This window comes from Streptomyces sp. NPDC004647, from assembly GCF_040609575.1.
Lineage (GTDB): Bacteria > Actinomycetota > Actinomycetes > Streptomycetales > Streptomycetaceae > Streptomyces.
On sequence record NZ_JBEXKU010000029.1, the window covers coordinates 71,470 to 83,191 of the forward strand.

The 11,722-nt window shown below is 70.1% G+C and carries 15 protein-coding genes; 10 read left to right on the forward strand and 5 right to left on the reverse strand.

What is annotated here, in order from left to right:
* Nucleotides 1-29: 29 nt before the first annotated feature.
* Together ABZW18_RS15530 and ABZW18_RS15535 are read left to right on the forward strand one after the other, a co-directional pair.
* Nucleotides 30-686, forward strand: a complete 657-nt coding sequence (locus ABZW18_RS15530) for a hypothetical protein (RefSeq protein WP_356187406.1) — start codon at nt 30-32, stop codon at nt 684-686.
* Nucleotides 687-753: 67 nt separating this feature from the next.
* On the forward strand, nt 754-1,962 hold the full coding sequence (locus ABZW18_RS15535) for a Cmx/CmrA family chloramphenicol efflux MFS transporter (protein ID WP_356187453.1): 1,209 nt from the start codon (nt 754-756) through the stop codon (nt 1,960-1,962).
* A 62-nt stretch (nt 1,963-2,024) separates the two neighbouring features.
* Here ABZW18_RS15535 and ABZW18_RS15540 read toward each other — a convergent pair whose 3' ends face one another.
* Together ABZW18_RS15540 and ABZW18_RS15545 are read right to left on the reverse strand one after the other, a co-directional pair.
* Nucleotides 2,025-2,303, reverse strand: coding sequence for a DUF4031 domain-containing protein (locus ABZW18_RS15540; RefSeq protein WP_356187409.1), 279 nt, complete (start codon nt 2,301-2,303; stop codon nt 2,025-2,027).
* A gap of 2 nt (nt 2,304-2,305) precedes the next feature.
* On the reverse strand, nt 2,306-2,668 hold the full coding sequence (locus ABZW18_RS15545; protein ID WP_356187412.1) for a hypothetical protein: 363 nt from the start codon (nt 2,666-2,668) through the stop codon (nt 2,306-2,308).
* A 65-nt stretch (nt 2,669-2,733) separates the two neighbouring features.
* Here ABZW18_RS15545 and ABZW18_RS15550 point away from each other — a divergent pair, with 65 nt between their 5' ends.
* From ABZW18_RS15550 to ABZW18_RS15560, 3 genes are all read left to right on the forward strand, one after another.
* Entirely contained in the window at nt 2,734-3,690 is a 957-nt protein-coding gene (locus ABZW18_RS15550; protein ID WP_356187415.1) for a MurR/RpiR family transcriptional regulator, read from the forward strand.
* A gap of 192 nt (nt 3,691-3,882) precedes the next feature.
* Nucleotides 3,883-4,824: an N-acetylmuramic acid 6-phosphate etherase gene (gene murQ, locus ABZW18_RS15555; protein WP_356187418.1), complete on the forward strand. Its 942-nt coding sequence runs from the start codon at nt 3,883-3,885 to the stop codon at nt 4,822-4,824.
* Nucleotides 4,825-4,867: 43 nt separating this feature from the next.
* A complete protein-coding gene (locus ABZW18_RS15560; RefSeq protein ID WP_356187422.1) occupies nt 4,868-6,436 on the forward strand; it encodes a PTS transporter subunit EIIC in 1,569 nt (522 codons plus the stop codon).
* Between the two features lie 113 nt (nt 6,437-6,549).
* On the opposite strand, the gene ABZW18_RS15565 is transcribed toward ABZW18_RS15560, so the two are convergent.
* Genes ABZW18_RS15565 through ABZW18_RS15575 form a run of 3 tightly spaced genes read right to left on the reverse strand, consistent with a single transcriptional unit; the run spans nt 6,550 to nt 7,222 of the window.
* Nucleotides 6,550-6,789, reverse strand: a complete 240-nt coding sequence (locus tag ABZW18_RS15565) for a hypothetical protein (RefSeq protein WP_356187425.1) — start codon at nt 6,787-6,789, stop codon at nt 6,550-6,552.
* Nucleotides 6,786-6,992, reverse strand: a complete 207-nt coding sequence (locus tag ABZW18_RS15570) for a hypothetical protein (RefSeq protein ID WP_356187455.1) — start codon at nt 6,990-6,992, stop codon at nt 6,786-6,788. Before ABZW18_RS15570 ends, ABZW18_RS15565 begins: the two co-directional genes overlap by 4 nt.
* The gene (locus tag ABZW18_RS15575; RefSeq protein ID WP_356187427.1) at nt 6,992-7,222 is read right to left on the reverse strand and encodes a hypothetical protein; all 231 of its coding nucleotides are present in this window, start codon (nt 7,220-7,222) and stop codon (nt 6,992-6,994) included. The genes ABZW18_RS15570 and ABZW18_RS15575 overlap by 1 nt, the downstream gene beginning before the upstream one ends.
* Nucleotides 7,223-7,334: 112 nt before the next feature.
* Between ABZW18_RS15575 and ABZW18_RS15580 the strand changes: the two genes are divergently transcribed.
* The 5 genes from ABZW18_RS15580 to ABZW18_RS15600 all read left to right on the forward strand — a co-directional run bounded on the left by ABZW18_RS15580 (nt 7,335) and on the right by ABZW18_RS15600 (nt 11,489).
* Complete coding sequence (locus tag ABZW18_RS15580; RefSeq protein ID WP_356187430.1) at nt 7,335-8,168, forward strand: helix-turn-helix transcriptional regulator; 834 nt, start codon at nt 7,335-7,337, stop codon at nt 8,166-8,168.
* Complete coding sequence (locus tag ABZW18_RS15585; protein WP_356187432.1) at nt 8,158-8,448, forward strand: DUF397 domain-containing protein; 291 nt, start codon at nt 8,158-8,160, stop codon at nt 8,446-8,448. Before ABZW18_RS15580 ends, ABZW18_RS15585 begins: the two co-directional genes overlap by 11 nt.
* Before the next feature lie 419 nt (nt 8,449-8,867).
* Complete coding sequence (locus ABZW18_RS15590) at nt 8,868-9,356, forward strand: hypothetical protein (RefSeq protein WP_356187434.1); 489 nt, start codon at nt 8,868-8,870, stop codon at nt 9,354-9,356.
* A 540-nt stretch (nt 9,357-9,896) separates the two neighbouring features.
* Nucleotides 9,897-10,412, forward strand: coding sequence for a hypothetical protein (locus ABZW18_RS15595; protein ID WP_356187437.1), 516 nt, complete (start codon nt 9,897-9,899; stop codon nt 10,410-10,412).
* 588 nt (nt 10,413-11,000) lie between these two features.
* On the forward strand, nt 11,001-11,489 hold the full coding sequence (locus tag ABZW18_RS15600) for a hypothetical protein (RefSeq protein ID WP_356187439.1): 489 nt from the start codon (nt 11,001-11,003) through the stop codon (nt 11,487-11,489).
* The last annotated feature ends 233 nt before the right edge of the window (nt 11,490-11,722 follow it).

Genomic DNA, 11,722 nt, shown 5'->3' on the forward strand with positions numbered 1-11,722 from the left:
GCGGAAAGCCGTGGCCCACAATTGGCTCCATGGCCGACACCGCCACTCACGACATCCTGCTCGCCCGCTGGTCCGAGCTGCTGCGCCGCTGCCAGGAGGTCGCGTCGCCGCCGGACCCCGCCCCGTACGGCGAGAACCTGCTCGCCCGCTGGGCCGAGCCGCAGCGGCGCTATCACACCACCGATCACCTGGTGGCCGTACTCGACCATGTCGAGGAGCTGGCCCATCACTGCGCCGACCCCGACGCGGTCCGGCTCGCCGCCTGGTTCCATGACGCCGTCTACCGGCCGGACCGGGCGGAGAACGAGGAGCGCAGCGCGCGGATCGCCGAGCGGGCGCTGCCCGAGGCGGGCGTGACGGCGGCCCGCACCGCCGAAGTCGCGCGGCTCGTACGGCTCACCGTCACTCACGACCCGGAGCCCGGGGACGCCGACGGCGAGGTGCTGTGTGACGCGGATCTCGCCGTACTCGCCGGCCCCCCGCAGGCGTACGCGGCCTACGCGGCCGCCGTACGCCAGGAGTACGGCTTCGTCCCGCACGACGCCTTCCGCGACGGCCGCACGGCGGTACTGCGCCACCTGCTCGGACTCCCCCGCCTGTTCCGCACGGACACCGCACACGACCGCTGGGAGCGCACGGCGCGCCACAACATGACGACGGAGCTCGAGCTGCTCTCCACCACGTGAGGGAATTGCGGGTCCTTCGGAGGCGTTCGCAACGAGCATGCCCACCCGAGCCGAGCGCCCTGCCCGCATGCCCCTTGCCGTCTACATCCTCGGACTGAGTGTCTTCGCGCTCGGCACCTCCGAATTCATGGTCTCCGGGCTGCTGCCGCCGATCGCGGACGACATGGGCGTGACCATCCCGCAGGCCGGGCTGCTGATATCCGCCTTCGCGATCGGCATGGTCGTCGGCGCGCCCCTGCTGGCGGTGGCCACACTGCGACTGCCCCGCCGTACCACCCTGATCGCGCTGATCACGGTCTTCGGCCTCGGCCAGGTCGGCGGAGCGCTGGCCCCGACGTACGGGCTTCTCTTCGCGTCCCGCGTCATCAGCGCGCTCGCCTGCGCCGGGTTCTGGGCAGTGGGTGCGGCGGTGGCCATCGCGATGGTCCCGGTCAACGCCCGCGCCCGGGCACTCGCGGTGATGATCGGCGGTCTGAGCATCGCGAACGTCCTCGGAGTACCGGCCGGTGCGTTCCTCGGCGAGCACCTCGGCTGGCGGTCGGCGTTCTGGGCAGTAGGCGCCATGTCCGCCGTCGCGCTCGTCGGAGTGGCCACCCTGATCCCCCGCATCCCGCTGCCCGAGACCCGTCCCGCGCTCCGCAAGGAGCTGCGTATCTACCGTGACCGGCAGGTCTGGCTCGCGGTGGCGACGACCGCGCTCGCCGCGGGCGGCGTCTTCTGCATCTTCAGCTATCTGGCCCCGCTGCTGACCGATGTGGCCGGGCTGGCCGACAGCTGGGTCCCGACGGTGCTCGGGCTCTTCGGGCTCGGCGCCCTCATCGGCACGACGGTAGGCGGCCGGTTCGCGGACGCGCATCTCTTCGGCGTCCTGCTCTCCGGCATAGCGGCCTCGACCGTCCTCCTCGTCGTCATCGGCTTCACGGCGCACATCCCGGTCGCCGTCGTCACCGCTTCCTTCCTCCTCGGCGTCTCGGCCTTCTTCTCCGCGCCGGCGCTCAACGCCCGGATGTTCAACGTGGCGGGCGCCGCGCCGACCCTGGCCGGTGCGACCACGACGGCCGCCTTCAACCTCGGCAACACGAGCGGCCCGTGGCTCGGCGGTGCGGTCATCGACGCCGGCTTCGGCTTCCCGTCCACGGCGTGGGCGGGCGCGGCGATGTCGGCCGTGGCCATCGCCACGGTGACCGTCAGCCTCCGTCTCCACCGCCGCGACCGGACCTCGCGCGTGATCGCGAGTTCGACACCCGCCCCGGAACCGGTGAACTCCCCGAGCTGACAACGGGAAAGGCCGCCACCGCGAGGAGGGGACAGACCGACACCCACCACGAAACCGGTGTACTACCCGAGGTGCCCGCGGAACCGGTTCTTCGGCCGCCGCAGCCCCGCCTCCGTCAGCCGCCGCACCAGTTCCTTGCTCCCCACCTCGATCGCGCCCGCCCGCACCGCGTCCCCGTAGCGCTCACTCGGCATGTCGTAGTGATCCCGCTCGAACGCCCTCCCCGGCGCGCCGATCCGGGCCGCGAACGCATGCAGCTCCTCGTAGGAGACATCGCTCACCACGTGTGACCACATCCGTCCGTGCCCCGGCCAGGTCGGCGGATCGATGTAGATCGCCACGGTCAGCGCCCCAGCACGGCGTTCAGGCCGCCCACCGGCGCGACGACGACTCCCGCCTCCGAGCACACCCAGCGAGGATCGGACCCCAGCTCCGGCTCCACACCCAGAGCGTGCGGGTCACCGGTGTCGGTGCACACGGGGCACAGCGGCCACCGTCCGTAACGGTCGAGCAGCGCGTCCTGTACGTCCTGAGCGACCAGCCCCGCCACGTACGCCTGACCCTCGGGCCACTGCTCGACCCACCACCGCCGGTGCGTCACCGCCTCCTCGACGAGCGAGACGACATCGGCTTGCGCCACGTCACTCGCCGTCAGGTCGGCGAGGATGCGGGCACGGGCAGCGTGCAGCGCCTGCTCAAGGTCCATAAGGACATTGTCACGCCGCACCGGAGGGGGTTGACTCCCGCCCGGAGTGAAAATACCTTTCAATGGTGAGCGGCAAATTGAAGGAAACTTTCACCAGCTCGGTCTCGGCAGCCCGGTCGCGCGCGCCCGCTGAGCCCGTCGCCCCGCCCGCGCCCGCAGCCCTCGCCGCCAAGGTCCGTACGCTCGGACCGTCGATGACCCGCTCGATGCAGCGGGTCGCCGAGGCCGTGGCCGGTGACCCGGCCGGCTGTGCCGCGCTCACCGTCACCGGGCTGGCCGAGCGCACCGGCACCAGCGAGGCCACCGTGGTCCGTACGGCCCGCGTGCTCGGCTATCCCGGCTACCGCGATCTCCGTCTCGCCCTGGCCGGCCTCGCCGCTCAGCAGCAGTCCGGCGCCGCCCCCGCCGTCACCGCCGACATAGCGGTGGACGACCCGATCTCCTCCGTCGTCGCCAAGCTCGCGCAGGAGGAGCAGCAGTGCCTCGCGGACACGGCGGCCGGGCTGGACACGGGACAGCTCGAGGCCGCGATCGGCGCGCTCGCCACCGCACGCCGGATCGACGTGTACGGCATCGGCGCGTCAAATCTCGTCGCCCATGACCTGGTCCAGAAGCTGCTGCGCATCGGCCTCATAGCTCATGCGCACTCCGACCCGCACCTGGCGGTCACCAACGCCGTACAGCTGCGCGCCGGGGACGTCGCCCTCGCGATCACCCACTCGGGCCGGACGACCGACGTGATCGAACCCCTGCGTGCCGCCTTCGACCACGGCGCCACGACGGTCGCGATCACGGGCCGTCCGGATGCCGAAGTGGCGCAGTACGCGGATCATGTCCTCACCACCTCCACGGCGCGCGAGAGCGAGCTGCGGCCGGCGGCCATGTCCAGCCGTACGAGCCAACTGCTGGTGGTGGACTGCCTGTTCATAGGGGTCGCCCAGCAGACGTACGACAAGGCGGCGCCCGCGCTCTCCGCCTCGTACGAGGCGCTGGCCCACCGCCACAACCCCAGGCGGGCGTAGGTCCAACCGGCGAGACCCCACAACGCCGGGTCGCCGATCCACGCAGCTCACACCGACCGACACCGGGACGCGCAGCTCACGCCGAGACGCACGGCTCGCACCGAGACCCGCAGCTCGCAGCTCGCAGCAAACGCACCGACCACCCCGACTCAACCCGACTCACGCCAAGACTCACCGAGAGAGCCGCCCCCCATGACCCCCGCCGCTGACCACGTACCGCTGCGTGCCCAGCTGGACACGCTCACCACCGAGGCATTCCGCAGCGACCTGGCCGACATCGACCGACTCCCCACCCTCGAGATCGCGAAGATCATGAACGGTGAGGACGCCACCGTCCCCACCGCCGTCGCCTCGCGGCTCCCGCAGATCGCCGCGGCGATCGACGCCACCGCCGCCCGGATGTCCCGCGGGGGCAGGTTGATCTACGCGGGCGCCGGCACGGCCGGCCGGCTGGGCGTCCTGGACGCCAGCGAGTGCCCGCCGACGTTCAACACCGCCCCCACCGAGGTGGTGGGCCTGATCGCGGGCGGCCAGCCCGCGATGGTGACCTCGGTCGAGGGCGCGGAGGACAGCAAACAGCTCGCCACCGAGGACCTCGACGCGCTCGTACTGACCGAGGCCGACACCGTCGTCGGCATCTCCGCCTCCGGCCGCACCCCGTACGCCATCGGCGCCGTCGAACACGCCCGCGCCCGCGGCGCGCTCACCATCGGCCTGTCCTGCAACGCGGATTCGGCCCTCGGCGCGGCCGCCGAGCACGGCATCGAGATCGTCGTCGGCCCGGAGCTCCTGACCGGCTCCACCCGCCTCAAGGCCGGTACGGCCCAGAAGCTCGTCCTCAACATGCTCTCGACGATCACCATGATCCGGCTGGGCAAGACGTACGGGAATCTGATGGTCGACGTCCGCTCCTCGAACGAGAAGCTGCGCGCCCGGTCGCGCCGCATCGTCTCCCTCGCCACCGGCGCGTCCGACGAGGAGATCGAGGCGGCTCTGACCGCCACCGACGGACAAGTGAAGAACGCGATCCTCACCATCCTCGGCGGAGTCGACGGGCCCACGGCATCGGCTCTCCTCACCGACTCCCACGGCCACCTGCGGGCCGCGCTGGACACCGCCCGGAAGACCGGCTGACGCCCCCGGGCGAAGCCCCCGCACAGCAAGGCACCCCCGCACCATGGCAACAGAAGACAAGAACCGCGCCACCGCCGCCGCGATCCTCCCACTCGTCGGCGGCGCGCGGAACGTCACCTCGATCGCGAACTGCATGACCCGGCTCCGCCTCGGGCTGGCCGACCGTTCGCTCGTCCGGGACGAGGAACTCACGGCCCTGCCGGCCGTCCTCGGTGTCGTCGAGGACGACACGTACCAGATCGTGCTCGGCCCCGGCACGGTCGCCCGGGTGACCCCGGAGTTCGAGCGGCTGGTCGAAGCGGAACGATCGGCCGCCCCCGAACAGCACGGGCCCACCCCCGTACCGCCTGCCACCACCCCCGACCAGCACGCCACCGGCGCCGAGGATCTCGTCGCCCAAGGCGCCGCGCTCAAGGCCGCGCAGAAACAGCGGAACGCCACCCCGTTCAAGCTGATGCTGCGCCGGATCGCCAATATCTTCGTCCCGCTGATCCCCGCCCTCATCGGCTGCGGCATCGTCGCCGGCCTGGGCGGTCTGCTGACCAATCTGGTCAACACCGGCCACGCCGGCTGGGCGACTTCGCTCGTCCCGGCGCTCGCCGCCATCGCCTCCGGCTTCATGTCGCTCATCGCCGTCTTCGTCGGCCTCAACACCGCCAAGGAGTTCGGCGGTACGCCCGTGCTCGGCGGCGCCGTAGCAGCGATCATCGTCTACGCGGGTGTGGCCAACGTCGGCATCTTCGGCCAGAAGCTCTCCCCCGGGCAGGGCGGAGTCCTCGGCGCCCTGGGAGCGGCCCTGCTCGCGGTGTACGTCGAACGGTGGTGCCGCCGCTGGGTTCCGGAAGCACTCGATGTCCTCGTTACCCCGACACTCACCGTTCTGATCTCCGGCCTGGTCACCCTCTTCGGCCTGATGTTCCTGGCGGGCGAGGTGTCCACCGCCATCGGCGACCTCGCCGACTGGCTGCTGTCCACGGGCGGGGGCTTCGCGGGCTTCGTCCTCGGCGGGCTGTTCCTCCCCCTGGTGATGCTGGGCCTGCACCAGGCCCTGATCCCCATCCACACCACGCTGATCCAGCAGCAGGGCTACACCGTCCTCCTGCCGATCCTCGCGATGGCGGGCGCGGGCCAAGTGGGCGCGGCCGTCGCTGTCTACGTCCGGCTGCGCCGCAACACCTCGATCCGCAAGACCATCCGCTCCGCCCTGCCTGCCGGTCTCCTCGGCGTGGGCGAGCCGCTGATCTACGGTGTCTCGCTCCCGCTCGGCCGCCCGTTCGTCACGGCCTGCGTGGGCGGTGCGTTCGGCGGGGCCTTCGTCGGGATGGTCAACCAGCTCGGTGACTCGGTCGGCTCCACCGCCATCGGCCCGTCCGGCTGGGCCCTGTTCCCCCTGCTGGACGGCAACGCGGGCCTCGGTACGACAGTGACCGTCTACGCGGCCGGTCTGCTGGCGGGTTACGTCGCGGGCTTCGCGGCCACGTACTTCTTCGGCTTCAGCAAGCAGATGCTGACCGAGCTGAACACCGCGCCGCCGGAGCCGGACGCCACGGACGGGCCCGCGCCCCTCCCCGACGGCGAAGCACCCCCGGCCCCGACCCCGGCCACCAGATGACGTGTCCGTGGCCCCGCCCGGTGCGGGGCCACGGACGGCGGCGGCGTTCGAACCCCGCGTCCGCGCACCGGCTCGCGCAAACACCGCGAGCCCGCTGCGTCGACTCGGCGCTCTCACCCTGCCCCCATCCAGGTCCGCCACGGCCGGGTGATCAGCTCCCGGTAGCTGTGGTGCGACGGATTCCGGCCCGCGTGACGCAGCGCCCAGTCCTGAGCCTCGGTGACGTCCTCGCCGATCACGGACCGCTGGTCGCACACCGCGCACTCCATCGCGAAGGTCAGGGGTTCGGCGTCCGGCTCACGGTCGGGGGTGAGGGTCCACAGCTCTCGGCGGATCACGGTGTGTGCGCTCACGGAAGCCTGCTTTCGCGGTTGAGTTCGGTCACCCGCGCCCGGAGCATGTCCCGGTGCCCGGCCGGCCGGAGCGACTCGGGCGGGCAGTCCCACTCCAGCCCGCCGCCGGGCGGCCTGAGCTGTACGTACGGCCCCTCGTGCCCCATGACCCGCCCGATCCGGTCCTGGCGCAGGTCCACCACGTACGCGCCGAGATCGGGGATCACGGCCGCCGCTCCCGCAGTGCGGCGACCAGCTGCCGGACCGTCGTGAGGTTGCAGCGCCCCAGCTCGACGAGCGGCTGCGCGTCCTGCGCCGCGCACGACACCGGGTCGACGCGCAGCGACGGCAGGACGACGCCCGCCCCTCCCAGCTCTGCTCGCAGTTCGCTCACGGCGTCTTCCGCCGCACGCACGCGCTGGGCGGCCGCACGCCGTCGCTCGGCAGTCGTCATCGATTCACCATCCACGCTGAGTATTGATGTTCTGCACACAGCGTGTTCATGCGTGACTAGCCTGAACAGGGGTGAAAACCCAACACCTGCCCCTGTGTGACGAGGAGTCACCATGCCCCCGCCGAAGAAGCTCGACCCGTCCTCCTCACCCCGCGCCCTCCTCGGAGCCGAACTGCGCCACAAGCGCGAGAGGGCCGGGATGACCCAGGAGGAGCTGGGCAGACCGATGTTCGTCAGCGGCTCGTTCATCGGACAACTCGAATCCGGGACGCGGCGCATGCAGCCCGAGTACGCCCGCCAGATAGACGACATCCTGAAGACGGACGGCTTCTTCGCCCGCAACTGCGAGGCGGCGACCAAGTCGCGCTACCCCGAGCACTTCGCGGATGTCGTCGAGTTTGAGGCGATGGCTCGGGAGATCAGGGAGTTCGCACCACTGCTCGTGCCCGGCCTGCTCCAGACAGAGGCTTACGCGCGGGCCATCTTCCGGGCGGCCCATCCGGTCGCCCCGCAGGAGAGCATCGAGGCGTTCGTATGCGCCAGACTGGACCGCGCCAGGCTCTTCGACCATCCAACAACACCGTTGTTTTGGGCGGTTCTGGACGAGTGTGTGCTGCGCCGCCCGGTGGGCGGACCCACTGCAATGGCCGAACAGCTGCGCCATATCGCCGCACTCATTCAGGGCAACCGGATCATCGTGCAGGTACTGCTGTACGCGGAGGGTGCCCACGCTGCGATGCAGGGGTCGATCAAGCTGATGACCTTCGACGATGCACCGCCCATGACATACAACCAAAGCATCGAAGCAGGGCGCCTGTTGGATGATCCAGCGCTGGTTGCACAGTGCAGGCTGCTCTACGATCTCGTCGGGGCCGCCGCGTTGTCGCCGGAGGCGTCCCTAGCCCTGATCGAGTCGGTGGCGGAGGAATACGCCCATGAGCACTGAGCACGATCTGAGCGCCGCTCAGTGGCGCAAGTCCAGCTACAGCGCCGGTGACGGCGGAAATTGCATCGAGGTCGCCGAGGAATTCCCCGGCGCCTCCCAGTGGCGCAAGTCCACCTACAGCGGGGGTGACGGCGGGGACTGCATCGAGGTCGCCAACGGTCTCACCGGTGTCGTGCCGGTCCGGGACTCCAAAGACCCCCAGGGCCCGGCGCTCGTGTTCCGGGCCGACGCCTGGACCTCGTTCGTTCGGGCCGTAAAGGACGGCGAACTCCCCATCTGAGCAACGCGTTTGGGACTTCGGATCCGAGTACCTCTCTTCAAGGAATGGGCGGGTGGATACCAACCACCCGCCCTTCCGAATACCGCGCATACCGGCCGAGCCGAGTAATTCCGTGACCTGCGAAACGTCGCGGCGCTCCAGCGTGCCCTGAGGATGGAACAACCCTGCCGGTGTTGGACCACCGAGCGGGGACCCGATCGCCGAGATCCAGGGGACCATCTGTCGGCCGCCGAGCACTTTAGCGCTCGCGCCGCACCGCGCCGAAGTACACGCGCCTCACGCGTCCGCAATTCACCGTCATCCTTATGCCGCAATGAAGACACTCGCTTCGTAACTTCCTGAAAAAGCAGCAGTTACCCCTGAACGAACCAAGCCGGACATAAAGGTCACCGGTTGCAACCAGACGGAAGGAGGGGCAAGTGAAGCTCGCCCAGCGCATCACGGCCACCACCACTCTCGCCCTGACCACCCTCGGCCTCTGCTGCATCACCGCCTCTGCGGCTACCTCGGAGGGCACCAGCTACAACTACTGCGGCAACCCCGTCAACCAGAGCGTGGTCGACACCTCCGGAGGCGACGCTCTCTTCCGGCAGATCGGACTGGGACTCGGTGGCGACGGCACCGGCGGCGCAGGCGGCGAAGGCGGCGCAGGCACCGGCACCGGCGGCGACGGCGGCACCGGCACCGGCACCGGCGGCGACGGCGGCGCAGGCGGCGCAGGCACCGGCGGGGACGGCTCGGTGGAGCAGACCGCGGAGGGCGACGTCACCGGCGGGGACGGCGGCGACGCCACCCTCACCAACAGCCAGGACGGCCACAACCGCTGCGGCACGATCAAGGACGTCGACATCGACAACTCACGCGAACTCGAAAAGAGCGTCCGAGTCCAGAAGGGCAACGAGTTCTAGGCGACGGGCGTCGGCCGGCACAAGAACGACCCCGGCCGACGCCCACGGCGGGAAGCACCACGACAGGCCCCGCAAATAAAGTCCGCAGGGCCCACGGTCACGGCGTCTCTCCGTCACCCACCGCCTGAGTCAGTCCCCTCCAAACTCCGCGTGGCCTCCCGACGGGAGGCCACGCGGAGCCACGTCCGCCCACAGTGACGGACTCCGGCAGGCCGACACCCCCTGCGACTTCAGGCCTGCCGCGCCATCGAGCGACGGTTTCCTCGGAGAAGCCTTCTCAGGCTGATTCGACTTTCAGCGGCGATGCCGGCCATAGCGCCAAATGGCGGAAAGCATTCCCTCCCGCCGCACATCATGGAATCCCGCGCGTCAGCGGCTTCAGGGCGAACTACATGCCTCGCGCGTCCGCAATTCGACGGTCATCCTTATGCCGCAAACGAGACACTCGCTTCGTAACTTCCCGAGAAAACAGCAGTTACCTCCGGATGAACCCAGCCGGACATAAGGGTCACGGTTGCAACCAGACGGAAGGAGGGGCAAGTGAAGCTCGTCCAGCGCATCACGGCCACCACCACTCTCGCCCTGACCACCCTCGGACTCTGCTGCATCACCGCCTCTGCGGCTCCCTTGGATGGCAGCTACAAGAAGGCTCCCTCGCAGGGCAGCAGCTACAACTACTGCGGCAACCCCGTCAACCAGAGCGTGGTCGACACCTCCGGAGGCGACGCGCTCTTCGAGCAGATCGGAGTGGGAGCCGGCGGCGACGGCACCGGCGGCGCAGGCGGTGCAGGCGGCGCAGGCACCGGCACCGGCGGAGACGGCGGCACCGGCATCGGCACCGGCGGCGCAGGCGGCGCAGGCGGCGACGGCACCGGCGGCGCCGGCACGTCGTCACAGGCCGCGGCGGGCACCCTCACCGGCGGAGACGGCGGCGAAGCCACACTCGACAACAGCCAGGACGGCCACAACCGCTGCGGCACGATCACCGACGTCGACATCGACAACTCACGCGAAGTCGACGAGAGCGTCCGTGTCCAGAAGGACAACACCTTCTAGAACGACGACGGGTGACGACCACAGGAGGAAGCACCACGACAGGCCCCGCAAATAAGGTCCGCAGGGCCCACGGTCACGATGCCTCTTAGTCACCCACCGCCTCAGTAAATCCCTCCAAGCTCCGTGTGGCCTCCCGTCGGGAGGCCACACGGAGCCACGTCCGCCCACAGTGACGAGCTCCGGCAGGCCGCCACCCCCTGCCCGCTTCAGGCCTGCCGCGCCATCGAGCGGCAGTTCCCTCAGAGATGGTTTCTCAGGCAGATTCGACTTCAGCAGCCATCTGTTCCGCGCGTGTCGGGACGAACTGCCCGTCGGAGTCGCCGAGGAGGCCGCCAATAGTGCCCTCAGGCCATAGCGCCGAATGGCGGAAAGCATTCCCTCCCGCCGCACACCAAGGAATCCCGCCCGTCAGCGGCTTCGTGACCTGCGGGCCGACGTACATTCCTCGCACGTCCGCAATTCACCGTCATCCTTATGCCGCAATGAAGACACTCGCTTCGTAACTTCCCGAGCAAACAGCAGTTACCTCCGGATGAACCAAGCCGGACATAAAGGTCACCGGTTGCAACCAGACGGAAGGAGGGGCAAGTGAAGCTCGCCCAGCGCATCACGGCCGCCACCACTCTCGCCCTGACCACCCTCGGCTTCTGCTGCATCACCGCCTCTGCGGCTACCTCGGAGGGCACCAGCTACAACTACTGCGGCAACCCCGTCAACCAGAGCGTGGTCGACACCTCCGGAGGCGACGCTCTCTTCGAGCAGATCGGACTGGGACTCGGCGGCGACGGCACCGGCGGCGCAGGCGGCGCAGGCGGCACAGGCACCGGCACCGGCGGCATCGGCGGCACCGGCATCGGCACCGGCGGCGCAGGCGGCGCAGGCGGCGCAGGCGCCGGCGGCGCCGGCACGTCGTCACAGGCCGCGGCGGGCACCCTCACCGGCGGGGACGGCGGCGAAGCCAATCTCACCAACAGCCAGGACGGCCACAACCGCTGCGGCCGGATCACCGACGTCGACATCGACAACTCACGCGAACTCGACAAGAGCGTCCGGGTCCAGGAGGGCAACGAGTTCTAGGCGCGACGGGCGTCGGCCGGCACAAGAACGACCCCGGCCGACGCCCACAGCAGGAAGCGCCACGACGGGCCGTAAGGAAACCCGCAGGACCGTCGTCAGACGGAAAGCAGACTGGCGGGGGCGCCCCCCGGGGGGGGGGTGGACCCGGGCCCCGCCGCCCCTTCGGGGGCCCCGGCGGGTGCATGAACGGCGGCGCCCCCGGCGGGCACCACCGCATCCGTACGCGAGAAAGG

What these genes read in the sequence shown, in the direction of transcription:
- ABZW18_RS15585 (WP_356187432.1), top strand. Translation starts at nt 8,158, where the DNA reads ATGAGCACTGAGCACGATCTGAGCGCCGCTCAGTGGCGCAAGTCCAGC.
- ABZW18_RS15535 (WP_356187453.1), top strand. Translation starts at nt 754, where the DNA reads ATGCCCCTTGCCGTCTACATCCTCGGACTGAGTGTCTTCGCGCTCGGC.
- murQ (WP_356187418.1), top strand. Translation starts at nt 3,883, where the DNA reads ATGACCCCCGCCGCTGACCACGTACCGCTGCGTGCCCAGCTGGACACG.
- ABZW18_RS15530 (WP_356187406.1), top strand. Translation starts at nt 30, where the DNA reads ATGGCCGACACCGCCACTCACGACATCCTGCTCGCCCGCTGGTCCGAG.
- ABZW18_RS15575 (WP_356187427.1), bottom strand. Translation starts at nt 7,222, where the DNA reads ATGACGACTGCCGAGCGACGGCGTGCGGCCGCCCAGCGCGTGCGTGCG.
- ABZW18_RS15580 (WP_356187430.1), top strand. Translation starts at nt 7,335, where the DNA reads ATGCCCCCGCCGAAGAAGCTCGACCCGTCCTCCTCACCCCGCGCCCTC.
- ABZW18_RS15545 (WP_356187412.1), bottom strand. Translation starts at nt 2,668, where the DNA reads ATGGACCTTGAGCAGGCGCTGCACGCTGCCCGTGCCCGCATCCTCGCC.
- ABZW18_RS15560 (WP_356187422.1), top strand. Translation starts at nt 4,868, where the DNA reads ATGGCAACAGAAGACAAGAACCGCGCCACCGCCGCCGCGATCCTCCCA.